We start from the raw sequence: 17,136 nt of genomic DNA, 5'->3' as shown, positions 1-17,136 counted from the left end.
GCAAGCTAGTTTTTTGATTCTATTATTGGGCTTTCCTTTCAAGACCCTGCTTAGCAAGATTAGCATCAGCGTCAGCCTGTTGCTGTAACTCAGCCTCGGTTAAATAATACTCATCTTCAAATGAGTTTTTCGGTTCTTCAAGAGTGAAGTAACAAATAACGAAACTAGCAAATGCGCCAGTGGCTAGGATAAAGAAGAATTGCTGGGGTGTTACAAATGTATAAAGTGTTAGGTAAATCGTTGCACCAACATTTCCATAAGCGCCAGACATGCCGGCAATTTGTCCTGTTACACGCTTTTTAATCATTGGAATGACAGCGAACGTTGCTCCTTCTGCCCCTTGAATAAACATAGATGTTAGTACGGTAATGGCGATAGCTAATACTAAAGGCCAACTAGAGTTCATGAAGCCCATTAATACAAGACCAATTGAAATACCAATCATATACACAAGCATCACTTTGCGGCGACTACCCATACGATCCGAAAGAACTCCACCTAGTGGACGAGCGACTAAGTTAACAAAGGCAAAGGTGGAGGCAATCAGTCCAGCTTGAGCAGCTGAAAGTGAAAAAGTTAATTGAAAGAACATCGGTAACATGGAGATGATAGCCAATTCTGCTCCGAAGTTTGCAAAATACGTACTATTTAAAGCCCCAACATTTTTAAACTTATATTTGTCTTCCTCAGGTACACCTTTTTTAAGCCTTGGTACATTGACTTTTAAGATGTTGTAAATTTGATAAATAACAACCAGTATGATAGTCGCGTAGACAATGTATAAGATTTCATCCGTAATAAAACCAAGACCCTCTAATCTCCAAGCACTTACTGCTAGTGCACCGCCAAGAGGGATGGTCCAAGCAATAAGTTGTACTAAGTCGCCCCAAGTACTCACCTCAAGAGCTGATGCCTTTTTAGGTTTCACTAATGCCTTTCCTTCAGGAGTATCTCTTACAAAAATGTAATAAATGATCCCGTATACGAAACAAATCACACCTGTAAAGGCAAGAGCATATCTCCACCCATTATCTCCACCAAGAAGAGTTAAAGCAAACCAAGGCAACAACATTGCAGCAGCAGCAGAACCAAAATTACCCCATCCGCCATAAATTCCTTCTGCAAAACCAACGTTCTTTGGCGGGAACCATTCTGCAACCATACGAATTCCGATGACAAAGCTTGCCCCAATGCTACCAAGGATCAGGCGTGACACCATTAATTGCGCCCAGGTATCACCGAAGGCAAAGGTAACCGCTGGAATTGACATCGTGATTAACAATCCAGAATAGACAATTCTTGGACCGTATTTATCCAATAACGAACCGATGATAATTCGAGCTGGGATGGTAAGTACTACGTTACAAATCCCTAGAGCGGCAATGTGTTGAGGAGTTAACCACCCCATGTCTTCCATCATTGTTGTAGCCAGAGGAGCCATACTATACCAGGCAAAGAAAGAAACAAAAAATGCGAACCAAGTAAAATGCAAAACCTTAATACGTTCATTCTTAAATTTGAAAATGTCTGACACGGTCATGAATACCACTCCTTTTTTTATGAATCATTGTTATTTAAAGGTAAAACAGAAAAAATAGTTTGACTTTTCTGGTAGTTAGAAGCGTAAGTGATAGAAAAATAATCTCTTAAGGTGCTTTTCTCCCCATGAACAAGTATATAAAACACAGTTTTCATTTTTACATGATGAATTGTTCGTTGTCTTATTTCTCGATAAAAAATGTGACATGGTTTATACGATCGTAAAACGCTAGCAATTTAATAACACGAGAGTATGAGAACTTGTTTCGATCTTCGAAAAAGTATTTGTAATACACCTTATATGTTTGCATTAGTTTTTCACATTGTCAGGAAATTAGGGAGGAAATTTAACAGTATTTTTATTGGTATTTGAAATGAGAGAGCATCTTCTCATAAAGAAGTAAATAGGGAGAGGAACTTTAACTGCGATTATCAACTATTCCATTACAAAGCATTTATGAATTGCGCCAAGACCAGGTTAATTGCTCAAGATTCACTACAATTGCGCCAAGATCAGAGTAATTGCACGAGATTCCACTATAATTGGGCGGAAATCAGAGTAATGGCACGGACCTTCTATAACTGCACGAATGCCTCTACCAACTTTAATTTTCAAGTAAAAAGCTAAGCTGTTACTAATAATGTTGCTGCTAAAGGATTTACAAAAGGTTAAATCAAAAACTCTGTTAGATAACTTAACAGTTTGTAACATGTATCTCATATGTTGGTTTAGGATGATACATATAAATCAAATAATTGTTTTACGAATCGAGTAACAAAGGGGGAGTGATTAATGAGTAGTGGAATGGTCTACTTTGTAGGGGCTGGTCCGGGTGATGTCGATTTAATTACGGTAAAAGGAAAACGGGCTTTGCAGCAGGCCGATGTAGTCATTTTTGATCGATTAATTAATCCTTTTTTGTTAACTGATGTAAAAGATGACGCAAAATTAATTTATTGTGGGAAGCAACCTTGCAAGCACACTCTTAGGCAAGAAGATATACAAAGAGAAATTTTGATTCATGCTAGAAAAGGAAAAACGGTCGTGCGGTTAAAGGGTGGAGATCCGGCTGTATTTGGAAGAGTTGGTGAAGAAGCTGAGCTATTAGCAGAACACCAAATCGATTATGAAATCATCCCTGGAATAACCGCAGGAATTGCCGCGACAATGTACTCGGGTGTACCGCTTACCCACCGTAAACATTCTAATTCATTTGCGATTGTAACCGGACACGGTAGCCGAGATGATGGCACACCGAACATAAATTGGAACCACTTAGCAAAGGGAGTAGAAACGATCGTATTTTATATGGGAGTGAAACATTTAAAGACGATTACGACAGAGTTAATTAAAAATGGCAAAGCAAAAGAAACAGCTGCTTTAGTTGTGCAGTGGGGTACGTACAGCAAACAACGAACGATTGAGGGATCTCTTGCAACGATAGCTAATCAAGTAGAACAAGCAAACATAACAAATCCAGCCATCATCGTAGTAGGTGATGTCGTCAAACTGAGAGCGAAACTAGCTTGGTTTGATAACAGAGCGTTAACAGGAAAAAGTTTTCTTATTCCATCAAAGGAAGAGGCGAATAAAAAACTGGTTGCGAGCCTTACGAAACAAGGTGCAGATGTATTTGAACACGATTTATTAACAGAAGAAAGTGACCATCTCAAACAAGAGATTTTGCAGCAGCTAAAACTAATCTCAAGCGAGCATGAGCTTGTCTTTCTTTCTTCAAAAAGCGTGTCAGCATTTTTAAAGGCAATTGGAGAACAGGGTTTGGATCTTCGAGAGATTTACTGTCCTATCTTTTCAATAGACGAAGCCGTTCAGTCAACATTACAGATGGTGGGAATTCAATCTCGTCTAGTTGAAGAAGTCCATTTAACTCGGCCGATTCTAGTAGGAGGAGATATAGAAGTAGAAGATATGAAAGCGAACTTCGCTGGAGCAACTAAGGAGCTCATTTTGAGCACGAAGAAAGTAGCGAAGAAAGATATGGAAGCTTTTACCCGGTTGATCGATGAACAACATGTCAATACGCTGCTTTTAACAAGTTGCACGGAAGTTAGTCATTTCTTGAAGTTTCTTGAAATAACGGATGTATCAAAAGAGCGAGTACTTGAGCAGGTAACTGTTCTTTGCATCGGAAGAGATACAAGTCTTTTGCTAAAGGAAAATAAGATACCTGTTGATAGATATGTAGAAAAAGCTGATGTTACGAAGATCATAAAAGCCTTTGAGAAAAATTTAATTTTGGCAAAGGAAAGTTAATCTTAAGCGATATATAGACCAAAAATAAATGATTGAATAAAAGGAGAGATTGTTGTGAAAGAAAAACTCGTATTAATTGGAAATGGGATGGCCGGTGTTCGTGCAATAGAAGAGATTTTAAAGAAAGATCCGACGCGCTTTGATATAACCGTATTTGGTGAAGAGCCTCATCCAAACTACAATCGAATCATGCTATCGTCTGTTTTGCAAGGGGACGCTACCGTTGATGATATTGTGTTAAATAACTATGACTGGTACGAAGAAAATCAAATTGAATTGCTAACAGGAGACCCCGTCATTAAAGTGGATACCGAAAATCAAGTCGTTTATAGCCAAAAAGGGATCGAACGCTCTTATGATCAATTAATTTTTGCGACGGGATCGAATCCTTTCATGCTGCCACTTCCAGGTGCTGATAAAGAAGGTGTAATCGCGTTCCGTAATATAAAAGACTGTGAAACGATGATTGATACGTCTAAGAAGTATAAAAAAGCTGTCGTCATTGGCGGGGGATTACTTGGTTTAGAGGCAGCGAGAGGGTTACTTAATTTAAATATGCATGTTGATGTCATTCATATTGCTGACTTTCTCATGGAAAGACAATTAGATGAGCAAGCTGGAAAGATGCTGAAAGAAGAACTTGAAGCCCAAGGAATGACTTTCCATTTGCAAAAAAACACGAAGGAAATTGTAGGAAAAGATCGGGTTGAGGGCATCCATTTTACAGATGGCACGAGCTTTGAAACAGATCTTGTCGTAATGGCCGTAGGGATTAAACCTAATATCGCGCTTGCTCAAGAAACGGGCTTAACAACAGAACGAGCGATTGTCGTGGATGATTTCATGCAAACAAGTGCTCCAAATGTGTATGCGGTTGGAGAATGCGCTCAACATAGAGGGATTGCTTATGGGTTGGTTGCTCCCCTTTATGAGCAAGGCAAAGTATTAGCTGCCCATATATGTTCAGAAAATCAGTCACTCGAGCACGGCTATGAAGGATCACTTGTCTATACTCAATTAAAAGTATCTGGTGTTAACGTATTTTCAGCAGGACAGTTCACAGATGGCGAGCAAACAAAAGCAATTCGTGTTCATGATGAGTTCGAAGGTATTTATAAAAAAGTGGTTGTTCAAGATAACAAAGTAATCGGGGCGGTACTGTTTGGAGATACATCAGATTCGACTCGCCTCCTTAGCATGATGAGAAATGGTGACGATATTTCAGGGATGAGTAAAGTCGCTCTTCTACCATCGGAAAGTGGAGAAGCACAAGTTAGCCCAGTAGTCGCGATGTCAGATAGTGATAATATCTGTGACTGTAATGGTGTTTCTAAAGGAGCCATCTGTTCGGCGATAACCGAAAATGGACTGACAACCGTCGAACAAGTGAAGCAATGCACGACAGCAGGACGATCTTGTGGAGGCTGTAAACCACTTATTGCAGATCTGTTAACATTGACAACAGGAGAAGAAGTTGGAAATGTACCAGAACCAATGTGTGGCTGTACCGAACATACGCACGAAGAAGTCGTTGCGGAAATTCGTGAGTTGGGCCTTACACACCCACGTGAAGTGATGAATGTTCTTGGTTGGGAATCAGATGAAGGCTGTTCAAAATGTCGCCCAGCGATTAACTATTACTTGAAAATGGTAGACCCTATTAAAAATGCAGATGACCCTACTTCACGCTTCATTAATGAACGTGTCCATGCAAACATTAACCACAACGGAACATTCACGGTTGTCCCAAGAATGTATGGTGGTGTAACGAATGCAGACCAATTACGTAAAATTGCTGATGTAGCGGATAAATACAATGTTCCTCTGTTAAAAGTTACCGGAGGACAACGAATTGACTTGTTTGGAGTCGAAAAAGATGATTTACCGAAAGTGTGGAGTGACCTCGGTATGAGATCAGGTTCTGCTTATGCCAAAGCGCTACGTACCGTTAAAACTTGTGTTGGAGAGCAGTTCTGCCGTTTCGGTACCCAAGACTCGATTGGTCTTGGTGTTGAACTCGAGAAAAAGTTCGAATACATCAATACACCACATAAAGTGAAAATGGCTGTATCAGCGTGTCCGCGCAATTGTGCAGAGTCTGGAATTAAAGACTTTGGAGTTGTCGGTGTTGATGGAGGCTGGGAGCTTTATGTCGGTGGTAATGGAGGGGTCGACTTACGGGGCGGAGACTTGTTCTGTAAGGTGAAAACAAAAGAGGAAATCATCGATACAATCAGTGCATTCATGCAATATTACAGAGAAAATGCTAGATACTTAGAGCGTACCTCTCATTTCTTGGAGCGTGTAGGGTTAGATCATATGAAGAAAGTCGTTCTCGAAGACGAAGCTGGTCGCAAAGAGTTGATCGAAAGAATGGACATAGCCCTTTCAACTGGTAAAGACCCTTGGAAAGAAATCGTTGAAAACGAAGAGAAGCAACAAGAATTCAAAAAGAAACAAGTAGAAGTATTGTCTTAATGGGAGGAGAGAGATTATGAGTAAAGTAGAACAGGCAAAAAAAGTAAAAGTAGCCACTTTATCAGATCTAACAGTAGGGGTTGGAAAAAGAGTAAAAGTAGCTGGAGAGGAAATTGCTTTATTTAAACTGAAAAGTGGTAAAATAAGTGCGATCGAAAATAGCTGTCCCCATAAAGCAGGCCCGCTATCAGAGGGGATTGTAAGTGGAGATCACGTATTCTGTCCTCTTCATGATTGGAAGATTTGTATGACGGATGGTCAAGTGCAAGCTCCAGATGTCGGTTGTGTAAAGAAATATGAAGTAGAAGTCGTAGAGGATACGATCTATATTTTAATAGATTAAATGAAGGGATCCACTTTTAAATGAGTGGGTCCTTTTTTTGAAAATAAAAAAGTTGAATTTCGAGTGAATACAGGATGGGTTTCAAATGAAGTATGAAAGTCTACTTGAAGAAGAGACCAGACCGCTCAAGTTTATCTTAGGCTTTTTGTTAGAGTGAAAATGAAGGATGCATGATTTGAAAACGGTTGTTTCTGCTGTTCTCTACGGATAGGGCTGTGCCAGGAGCTCTTCGGAAGCTAGTTTCCTGAAAATAAGGTTATTAGGATAAAATGTTAAGAGAGTACATAATATACAAACATCTCATTATTATAGATGCCTACAACGATTTTAATTTATTTGAAAAACTTTAGAACAGATAAAGAACATTTATTTTTCATAATTTATTTGATTTTTCAAAAAACAATACCATCTAATTTAAATAAATAGTAAAATAATGTATAGAATAAGAAATAGTAATAATCTGAGGTGATACATATGGATGGTAAACCACTTCATTTTGACGGTAGTATTCATAATGCTTCTGTTGCTGATAGTGAAACGATTGTAAGTAATCCGTTTGAATTGACTGATGAAATGAGAAAAAACATTGCAAGTAATCCCTACGTAATGGAAATTAGTGAATGAAAAAAGGAATTTGCCTAATAATATAGGCAAATTTCTTTTTTATATGTTCACACAAGCAAAATAATTGATATAAAGTGTGAAGTTGCGGTAAGATAATTTACAAGGAACTAAACTAATAAAAGTAACTCTAAATAATTTAGTTCCTTGTAAATTATAAGAATATAATTCAAGAGTAGAAAGGGAAGATTAAAACATGGCAAAAGTATTGTACATCACTGCACATCCACACGATGAAACAAAGTCCTACAGTATGGAGGTAGGAAAGGCATTTATTGAAAACTATCAAGAAGCCAATCCTAATGATGAGGTAACTAATGTTGATTTATATAAAGAAAATATCCCTCAGATTGATGTTGATGTTTTTAGCGGTTGGGGGAAACTGCAATCGGGTAAGGGGTTTGATGAACTTTCTGAAGAAGAAAAAGCAAAAGTTGGGCGTCTCTCAGAGTTATGTGAGCAGTTTATTGCTGCAGATAAATATGTGTTTGTTACACCATTATGGAACTTCTCATTCCCGCCAGTTTTAAAGGCATATATTGACTCTGTTTCTGTTGCTGGAAAAACATTCAAATATACGGAACAAGGACCTGTAGGACTATTAACTGATAAGAAAGCCCTACATATCCAAGCACGTGGAGGAATTTATTCAGAGGGACCTGCAGCCGCTATGGAAATGGGGCATCGTTACCTAAATGTTATGATGCAATTTTATGGTGTTCCTTCTTTTGAAGGTTTATTTGTAGAAGGGCATGCTGCTATGCCTGATAAAGCTCAAGAAATTAAAGATAATGCAATTGCCCGTGCAAAGGATTTAGCTCATACTTTTTAATAATATGTAAGAAGAGCCAACAACTTTGAAGTTATCCCCTCATAGTAGACAGAAAAAAAGAAAGGAATACATTGTCTGCTATGAAGGGAATATTTTTATGGGAAATATTGGAGACTTTTAGATTGTCTATTCAGGATAAAAAATATGGAGATTTTATCTAATATTTCAGATGGAAATGGTATTTTTATTGATAAGGAAGGAACGATACGCCTTATTAAGCAAGAATTTCAGATTACTAATGTGAAAGTTTAATGGAAGACATCATTTTTATTATCTACCGTCCTTTTACACTTCGGCATAAAACACATCAGATATTTAATACCTGATAACTGTAATTGTTGCTAAAACCGTTGTTTATTAAGTCTTAATTTTTAAAAATAATCCCATGTAGATTCAATAAATTATAAATAGGCATTTGATAATACATAAAAAAAATCAATTTTCAATAAATTCACTAACTAGTCAATTACTGGATGGAAGCAGCCTTTTTTGCTACCAATCGTCTAACCTAAAGAGATCAAGATTAAATAACGAAATCACTAAATCTTTTGAAATACGATATAATGAAACGTAGATTAGGAAGAAAGGAAATGATTGTATGAGTTTACATAATAAACGTGTTGTTCTCGCGGCATCAAGAAAAACAGACGAAATGAGTACATTAATTGAAAAACAAAAAGGAACTCCTCTTGTTCGCTCTCTTCAAGGAACCGTCTTTTTAAATGATGAACAAGTGAGGGAAGACCTTAAAAAAATCATTGAAGAAAAATTTGATTGGATGATTTTTACAACAGGGATTGGGACAAATACTCTTTTAGATTTAGCAGAAGAAATGAAGATTAAGGAAGAATTTCTAACAAAAATTCATGAATCAAGTGTTGGTGCTAGGGGTTATAAGACATTTGCAGCCTTGAAAAAAATAGAGGTAAATCCACTAGCCAAAGATGACGATGGGACTATTAATGGGTTGGTTGAATCGTTGAGACCGTTCGACTTTAAAGAAGCACGAGTGATGGTTCAACTTCATGGTGAAAACGCGCCTGCTCTCATCCAATTTTTAGAGGAGTCCGGGGCTGTAGTGATGCAGGTGCTCCCTTATAAGCATGTAGATCCTGATCCTGAAACAGTTCAATTATTTTGTCAGGAGTTGTTGAAAGCTGAGGTGGATGCTGTCTGCTTTACAGCTGCCATTCAAGTGCGTTCGCTATTCAAATATGTAAAAGAGCAAGGCATCTTAGATGAGGTAAGAGAGGCATTTAAAACAGATACTCTTGCAGTTGCTGTTGGAAAAGTAACCGCAGAAGCACTACATGAAGAAACAATTGAGCGTGTCATTTCACCTGAATTAGAAAGAATGGGCGCAATGATTATTGAACTAAGCCGTTATTACGAGGAGCAAGAAGAAAAGTAAAGCAAAAGAGGATTTATCCCTCTTTTGCTTTTTTTAGATGCTACAAAAAGAATAACGGAAAGCTACACATGTTAGATTTCATTTCGTAGAAGTAATGCTCAAGTTAGAGAAGTTGTTTTAGTAAAGTCCGACTATTATAATAATTTAAAAGAAGACTACTTTCGGAATGTACATTCCAGTGGAAGCGAGGTGAACTAGAATTGAATGATCACAATCGACAGGTTGATGGGTCTGTGCAAATTATTGCATTGAGTGAATCAGCTGTAGCTGTTCATTTTGGTCAGAAAATAGATTCAGAATTGCACCAAAAAGTTAAAGCGCTAACTGTATATCTAGAGGAACATCCATTTCAAGGTTTATTGGAAGTGGTTCCTGCTTTTGCCAACGTAACTGTTTTTTATGATCCTATGAATGTTTCCAATGATAATGAGACACCTTCAACATATGTTTGCACACTTTTGAGACAAGCTATTTTAGGCTTGAAAGCTATGAAAGCATATACAGCGAGAGAGGTTGTCATTCCTGTTTGCTATGGAGGAGAGTTTGGTCATGACTTAGAATTTGTAGCTGCATACCATAATCTTTCAGTGGAAGAGGTCATACGCATTCACTCTGAGGGTGAGTACCTTGTTTACATGGTAGGCTTTGCTCCTGGTTTCCCTTATTTAGGAGGTCTATCTGAAAGGATTGCAACACCACGTAAGGAAAAGCCACGCTTAGAGGTCCCACCTGGAGCAGTGGGAATCGGTGGAGCTCAGACAGGTATTTACTCGATATCTACCCCTGGAGGTTGGCAATTGATTGGTCAAACGCCGTTAACGTTATTTTTACCCAATGAGGATCCTCCAAGTCTTCTGCAGTCTGGAGATAAGGTTCGCTTTCAGCCTATTTCTAGGAAAGAGTATGATGCTTATAAGGAGGGTAAAGCATGGCATTAACGATTTTAAAACCAGGTCTTTTAACTACGATTCAAGACTTAGGGAGAATCGGGTATCAAAAGCATGGCATTATCATAAGCGGAGCGATGGATTCCGTTTCTCTGCGCTTGGCCAATCTACTTGTTGGAAATGAAGAAGATGAAGGCGTTTTAGAATTAACGTTATCGGGACCAACTTTGAGGTTTGAGAAGGATACACTGATTGCGATTACCGGAGGAGATCTTTCGCCTACGATCAATCAAAAGGAAATCCCTTTGTCAAAAGCTGTTCATGTAAAAAAGGGCAGCGTTCTGACATTTGGTCCTTCTAAATATGGATGTAGAAGTTACCTAGCCTGTGCAGGGGGATTTCAGATTACAAAAGTATTCGGAAGTATGAGTACCTATCTCCGGGCAAGTCTAGGTGGTTTTCACGGAAGAGCTCTCAAGCAGGGTGATGTAATTGAACTGAGAATGCCATCTCAGCTATCAAAAAATTTGATTCAAAGCATCCCGTTAACAGAAGGAAGAGCATTTCAAGCATCTCGATGGACAATGAGCCAAGCATTGCTTCCAAGTTCAACACAGGAACGGGGTGTCCGTCTTATAAAGGGCCCGCAATTTAGTGATTTTACAAAAGTGAGTCAAGAGGTTTTATGGAGCAAAGCGTTCAAAATTAGCCCGCAATCTGACAGGATGGGCTGTCGATTAGAAGGAGAACCTTTAAGGTTAGAGAAATCAATGGAGGTACTTTCGGAACCGGTAACCCTAGGAACGATTCAAGTACCACCTGATGGCAATCCAATTATTTTGCTTGCAGATCGACAAACAATTGGTGGCTATCCAAAAGTAGCTCAAGTCGCAGCAGTCGATCTTCCCATCATTGCCCAAGCAAAACCAGGAGATCAACTTTTCTTTAAAGAGATATTACTTGAAGAAGCAGAGCAACTTTATTTGCAAAGAGAAAAAGATATCACTCATCTTAAGACCGGTCTTTATTTAAAGGGATATGAACTTTAAGCAGTGTGAAAGAAACAGTTATTTGCAAGTTTGGTTTTTGTTGATTTAACCCCTGACATAGGTACATAGACTTTATCTACTTATTAAGTTTTAACAAATATAATTCCACATTCTTTCTAAGGAGGTTAACATGAAATTTGTTGATCTGAATTGTGATTTAGGTGAGAGTTTTGGTGCTTACAAGATAGGTCAAGATGAATTGATTTTACCTCATATTACATCTGCCAATATTGCATGTGGTTACCATGCAGGTGATCATAATGTTATGGCTCAAACCGTTAAGATGGCTGTTGAAAATGATGTGAAGGTTGGGGCCCACCCAGGGTATCGAGATTTAATGGGGTTTGGAAGAAGAATGATACAAACTGATCCTAGTGATATTTATCATTTTATGATTTATCAAATCAGTGCACTGAAAGGGTTTTGTGATTTGCATAACATTCGCATGCAACATGTCAAACCACATGGGGCATTGTTTAACGCTGCTGCAGTGGATTCAGAAATTGCTGCAGCAATCGCTAGCGCTGTCTATGATTGTGATCCTAAACTTGTCCTTTACGGATTGTATGGAAGTGAACTAACAAAAGCAGGTATGAGGCTTGGTCTTCAAATAGCCAATGAAGTTTTTGCAGACCGCACCTATCAAGCTAATGGAATGTTGACACCGCGCTCCCATGAACATGCACTTATCCACGATGTGAACGTTGCCGTCTCCCAAGTGATTGACATGGTCAAGAATAAAAAAGTAACAGCGGTGGATGGCACGATTATTCCCATTCAAGCCGATACAATCTGTGTACATGGCGACGGGGAAAAGGCACTTCAATTTGTTTGTGAACTTCGTCAAGCGTTAAAGACCGAACAGATCAATATTAAACCAATAGTAGATCTCTAAAAAAGAAGGGTGAACCTGCAAGCTAAATGATGCTTGTTGGATTCATTCTTTTTTCTTTTTTTAAAGATAAGAATAGGATGGGTTTCAATGATCGGTGAATGTCTGCTTAAGGAAGAAGAGCAATGGCTTCACAATTCATGCCGAACGAAAAGGAACCGACTGGTTAATTTAGAAAAATTGCTTCTAAGAAAAGGTCACTTTGCGCTTTTAAAATTTTCCATGCAAGAAACGCTCACACCATAGAGATTATCAAGAAATTAAGGGTGAATATAAATAGGCAATTAAGTAAAAGTGAGGAGGAGATTGAGCGGTATGATTTAGTCTTTAGAGTGAATTAAATTGAACTTCAAGTGAATGGTGATAGGGAGCAATGAGGATCGTGGTTCCGCTAAAAGCACAAAATCAATGGAAAATGAGGTCTAAAAAGAAGATTAACGGAACGAGGATCCAGAAGCATGCCCCAAACATGGAATTTGTAGGGAATAGCGGAATGAGGATCCGGGCAGGTCAACTATGAGGATCGTGGTTCCGTAAATTGGAAAAGTAAGTTTTATAAGCTCTTTTCTACTGCTCCTTGAGTTTATAAAGACGCATTGGCTAAATCAGTTTTTGGGAGCTAATTTGGTTGTTAATCAACCTTCCATAGTGCTGTTCTTTGGCATGCTATTTAATGTTTTCTACTCCTAAACCGAACCCGTTATCATGAAATAGCTTACCGTACTATTGTTAGCTGTTACTTTTTATGATTAAAAGAAAAGTGTCAGGTTTTGCTTTTGGCTTGAGTTTTCAATAAAGGTAAAGTCCTAACTTTCTTAAACTCTTCAAAAAAAGTTTCTAAATTGAAATGATGAAAGGTGACAATACGTTGAACTAAGTTTATTACCTTGCATCGTTTAAATAGAGTGATATATGATTAGTTGGTAAATAGTTAAGTTACTTAATTGTTAATTTTATTAATTAATTTCTATGGGGAGGCTGAGGTTTTGGGTACATCTAATCTTGAGAGGATTTTTCTGGAGATTGAAGGAGCGATGTTTGGAGTGTCACGAATGTTAATACGCGAATTTCAAACAAATTTTGATCATGTGTTAACAGCTAATCAGCAACATCTTCTATTTTTAATTGCTAAAAAAGAAATTGTCAGTGTAAAAGATTTCGCTGATGAACTGAATATCTCATCGAGTGCAGTTAGTCAAATGCTGTCTAAACTTGAAGAGTTAAGAATGATTAAGCGAAGTATTAATGAAGAGAATCGACGTAATATTAACATTGCGTTAGATATAGAAGGAGAAAAAATGATTGGAATGATGATGGGAAAAAGAAATCAAATGTATTCCAAATATATTTCAAAAATGTCTGAAGAGGACCTAATAGGATTCCTTGAAGCGATTAATAAGTTTAAAAATATTATTGTAGAAGAACAGGAGAAGAAAAATAAATGAAGTTAACCGATTTTTCGATTAAACGTCCCGTATTTACCATTGTAACTATGATTTTATTTTTGCTTCTAGGCGTTATTTCATTATTAAACATTCCATTAAAATTAATTCCTGATATTGACCCGCCTATCGCGGCTGTTGTCACAAGTTATCAAGGAGCAAGTCCTGCAGAAGTGGTTGATAAAGTGACTAGACCACTAGAAGATAGTTTATCAACTGTACCTGGGCTAAAAAATATAACTTCGACTTCAATGGAAGGGTCATCATTAACGTTATTAGAGTTCGCCTGGACGACTTCTATTAATGACATTGAAAATGATATAAATAATCGTATGAATCAGGCTCAATTGCCAAACGATGCCGGTAACCCGCGATTTTTGAAATTTGATCCATCGCAACTGCCAATTATTCAAATGTCATTAAGTACTGTCGGTGATGTCGATGAATTTCATGATCTGATTCAAGAGCTTGAAGTTGAGTTAACGAGAGTTGAAGGCATTGCTAGTATTGATGTTTCAGGAAACATGACAGAAGAAATCCAAATAAAGTTAGATCAAGAAGCACTTCAAACAAATGGCTTGTCTCAAGATGAAGTGATTAATGTGATACAAGGTCATAATATCACTTTGCCTGGTGGAACTGTAGAAAGTGGAGAAATAAACCTTACCACTCGTGTTGTTTCATTGTTAAGTAGCCTTGACGATGTAAGCAATATTGTTATCACTGTAGATCCGCAAACAGGTGACGATGTCTTATTAAGTGATATTGGCTCAGTTGAATTGACGACAGGGGATGTCGAAGCGATTACACGTACGAATCAAGAAACAGCTGTTATGCTGAGTGTTCAACAGCAGGCAGATGCAAATACCGCAACTGTTTCAACTGATTTTAACAATCGATTAACTGAGTTGTTAGATGAGAGTAAGTACGAGGATATTGAAACAGCTGTTTTGTTTGATCAAGGAGATTTTGTTAAGCAATCGATTGACAGTGTGTCCAATGCCCTGATACTTGGTGGGGTGTTTGCAATGCTGATCCTTTTCTTCTTTTTAAGAAATATAAAGAGTCCTTTAATCATTGGAATCGCGATCCCGTTTTCAATTATAGTGACATTCGTCTTAATGTATTTCACTAATTTTTCGTTGAATCTAATGACGCTCGGTGGACTTGCTCTTGGAATTGGGATGCTCGTTGATAACTCAATTGTTGTGATTGAAAATATTAACCGTCACCTTGCAATGGGGAAACATCCACGAAAAGCTGCTTCAGACGGTGCTAAGGAAGTAGCATCTGCGATTGTAGCGTCGACGTTAACAACAGTTTCAGTCTTTTTACCGGTCGTATTTATAAGTGGGATTATTGGTAATCTGTTTAGAGAATTTGCTTTAACGGTATCGTTTAGTTTACTTGCTTCTTTAGCAGTGGCTCTAACAGTCGTGCCGATGATTGCGAGTAGAATTTTAAAAGCTCCTAAAGAAGATTTAGAAGAAAAAAGACAAAATTCACGATTCTTAAAAATGATTGAAGGAACTGTTCGTTGGTCATTAAGACGTCGTGCTGTTGTAATTGTCGTTACCCTTTTACTATTAATTGGTGGCGGAGTAGGAGTGTCTCAGGTTGGAGTAGAATTCATACCTGCATCTGATGAAGGCTATTTCACGGTCGACATTGAACTTGAACATGGATCAGCCATAGAGAGAACTGAGCAAGTAGTTGCTGATGTTGAAGAGGTACTTGAAGGAAAAACGGACATTGAAGATTACCTCAGTATCATTGGAGGTAGTGATGCTTTTACTGGTAAATCAGGTGGTCACCAAGCCCAACTCGTTATAGCGATGGTACCTGCAGCAGAAAGATCACAAACGACAATGGAATTTGCTGAATTGATTCGCCGCGAATTAGAACGGGCAGCAGGAGATGATGCCGAGTTAACGGTTAATTTACAATCTTCATTTGGTGGAGCGCCTAACTCATTAACATTTACAGTAAGTGATTCTAATAAAAGTCGTTTAGATGCAGCGGTTGAGGAGTTGCAAACAGAGTTAGCTGAGTTAAATGAAATTGAAGAAGTAACGAATAATCGTCAGGAAACCGTTCGTGAAATTCAAATTATTGTAGATACAGAGGCTGCTAGGAAAAATGGTTTTGTTCCTGCGCAAGTAGCTAGTATTGTAAATAGTGTCACTCAGGGTGCTTTTGCCACCCAAATTGTTACAGAAGAAGATAATCATATTTACGAAGTTCATGTTAGTTATACAGATGAGGTGTTGGAGGACATAGATAGCTTAAACGAGCTTCTCTTACGAAATCGTACGGGTGAATTTGTGAGACTAGGTGATTTAACAGACATTGAAGAAGGTGATGGTCCGGTTGCGATAAACCGCCTAAACCAACTAGAGGCAGTGGAATTCTCATTACGCTATCAATCATCTACAAACCTTGGAGATGTGTCTCAAATTGTCAGTGATAAAATTGATGATTTGAACCTTGATGATGGCACGGAAATCGCCTTTACTGGTGATCAAGAGCTCATTGAAGATACAATGGGAGACTTAGCGCTAGCTTTAATCCTAGCAATCGTGTTCGTGTATCTTGTCATGGCTGCGCAGTTTGAGTCATTTAAATATCCATTTGTAATCATGTTCTCAATTCCACTTGTTATTATTGGGGTAATGGTTGGACTAACGGTTACTCAAACACCACTTAGTATCATGGCGTTTATTGGATTAATTGTGTTAGCGGGGATTGTCGTAAATAATGCGATTGTTCTTGTTGATTATATTAATCAGAAGAAAGAAAGTGGAGTAAAAAGTTTTGACGCGATTATTGAGTCCGTTAAAGATCGTGCTCGTCCAATCTTAATGACAGCATTAACGACAATCCTAGGGCTTGTACCATTAGCGCTTGGACTTGGAGAAGGAGCAGAAATCCAACAACCACTAGGAATTACGGTTATTGGTGGACTGATTAGTAGTACGTTTTTAACTCTATTCTTCATCCCTGTTGTATATAGCTTCTTTGATAAACAAACAAGGCATTTAAATAAAAAATATGTCACACCTGATGGTCAATTAATTCCGGCGTATTTAATAGAAGATAGAATTATTAATGATGCTGATGAAAGCGAAGAAGATAGAACGATTGAGTTAGATGAAGGGTATCAAGATGACGAGTCTTTACCTTCTGTTCAAAAATCGAAGGATTTAACAAAAGATGATTTGATCTTCTTACTTGAAGAAATAATTGATAAGAGTAAAGATAAAGGTCAAGATAAATAAAAGGAGTAATGAACGGAGGTGCAGTGGTATCGCCGTTTTCCTCTTTTTATATGTGGGGAACGACATGAAAAAGGAAACTCATGATGGTT

The 17,136-nt window shown here is 38.0% G+C and carries 12 protein-coding genes; 11 read left to right on the top strand and 1 reads right to left on the bottom strand.

Annotated elements, in window-relative coordinates:
• Positions 1–22: 22 nt before the first annotated feature.
• Positions 23–1,540 carry a NarK family nitrate/nitrite MFS transporter gene (locus LDX58_RS23070; protein WP_227939816.1) on the bottom strand — a complete coding sequence of 506 codons (1,518 nt, stop codon included), beginning with the start codon at positions 1,538–1,540 and terminating at the stop codon, positions 23–25.
• Positions 1,541–2,332: 792 nt separating this feature from the next.
• Between LDX58_RS23070 and cobA the strand changes: the two genes are divergently transcribed.
• The 11 genes from cobA to LDX58_RS23015 all read left to right on the top strand — a co-directional run bounded on the left by cobA (position 2,333) and on the right by LDX58_RS23015 (position 17,047).
• Entirely contained in the window at positions 2,333–3,814 is a 1,482-nt protein-coding gene (gene cobA, locus LDX58_RS23065) for a uroporphyrinogen-III C-methyltransferase (protein ID WP_227939815.1), read from the top strand.
• A gap of 54 nt (positions 3,815–3,868) precedes the next feature.
• Positions 3,869–6,292, top strand: a complete 2,424-nt coding sequence (gene nirB / locus LDX58_RS23060) for a nitrite reductase large subunit NirB (RefSeq protein ID WP_227939813.1) — start codon at positions 3,869–3,871, stop codon at positions 6,290–6,292.
• A gap of 16 nt (positions 6,293–6,308) precedes the next feature.
• Positions 6,309–6,635 carry a nitrite reductase small subunit NirD gene (nirD, locus tag LDX58_RS23055; RefSeq protein ID WP_227939811.1) on the top strand — a complete coding sequence of 109 codons (327 nt, stop codon included), beginning with the start codon at positions 6,309–6,311 and terminating at the stop codon, positions 6,633–6,635.
• Between the two features lie 474 nt (positions 6,636–7,109).
• A complete protein-coding gene (locus LDX58_RS23050) occupies positions 7,110–7,259 on the top strand; it encodes a hypothetical protein (RefSeq protein WP_227939809.1) in 150 nt (49 codons plus the stop codon).
• Between the two features lie 193 nt (positions 7,260–7,452).
• Complete coding sequence (locus LDX58_RS23045; RefSeq protein WP_227939800.1) at positions 7,453–8,088, top strand: FMN-dependent NADH-azoreductase; 636 nt, start codon at positions 7,453–7,455, stop codon at positions 8,086–8,088.
• 598 nt (positions 8,089–8,686) lie between these two features.
• Positions 8,687–9,499 carry a uroporphyrinogen-III synthase gene (locus tag LDX58_RS23040; protein ID WP_227939798.1) on the top strand — a complete coding sequence of 271 codons (813 nt, stop codon included), beginning with the start codon at positions 8,687–8,689 and terminating at the stop codon, positions 9,497–9,499.
• Between the two features lie 200 nt (positions 9,500–9,699).
• Positions 9,700–10,437 carry a 5-oxoprolinase subunit PxpB gene (gene pxpB, locus LDX58_RS23035; protein ID WP_227939796.1) on the top strand — a complete coding sequence of 246 codons (738 nt, stop codon included), beginning with the start codon at positions 9,700–9,702 and terminating at the stop codon, positions 10,435–10,437.
• The gene (locus LDX58_RS23030; protein ID WP_227939794.1) at positions 10,428–11,435 is read left to right on the top strand and encodes a 5-oxoprolinase subunit C family protein; all 1,008 of its coding nucleotides are present in this window, start codon (positions 10,428–10,430) and stop codon (positions 11,433–11,435) included. The genes pxpB and LDX58_RS23030 overlap by 10 nt, the downstream gene beginning before the upstream one ends.
• 130 nt (positions 11,436–11,565) lie before the next feature.
• On the top strand, positions 11,566–12,330 hold the full coding sequence (locus LDX58_RS23025) for a LamB/YcsF family protein (RefSeq protein WP_227939792.1): 765 nt from the start codon (positions 11,566–11,568) through the stop codon (positions 12,328–12,330).
• 983 nt (positions 12,331–13,313) lie between these two features.
• Complete coding sequence (locus tag LDX58_RS23020) at positions 13,314–13,772, top strand: MarR family winged helix-turn-helix transcriptional regulator (protein ID WP_227939790.1); 459 nt, start codon at positions 13,314–13,316, stop codon at positions 13,770–13,772.
• A complete protein-coding gene (locus tag LDX58_RS23015; protein WP_227939788.1) occupies positions 13,769–17,047 on the top strand; it encodes an efflux RND transporter permease subunit in 3,279 nt (1,092 codons plus the stop codon). Before LDX58_RS23020 ends, LDX58_RS23015 begins: the two co-directional genes overlap by 4 nt.
• The last annotated feature ends 89 nt before the right edge of the window (positions 17,048–17,136 follow it).

The organism is Alkalihalobacillus deserti (genome assembly GCF_020734105.1).
Taxonomy (GTDB): Bacteria; Bacillota; Bacilli; order Bacillales; family Bacillaceae_D; genus Halalkalibacter; species Halalkalibacter deserti.
This window is presented reverse-complemented; position numbering and strand designations above follow the sequence as displayed.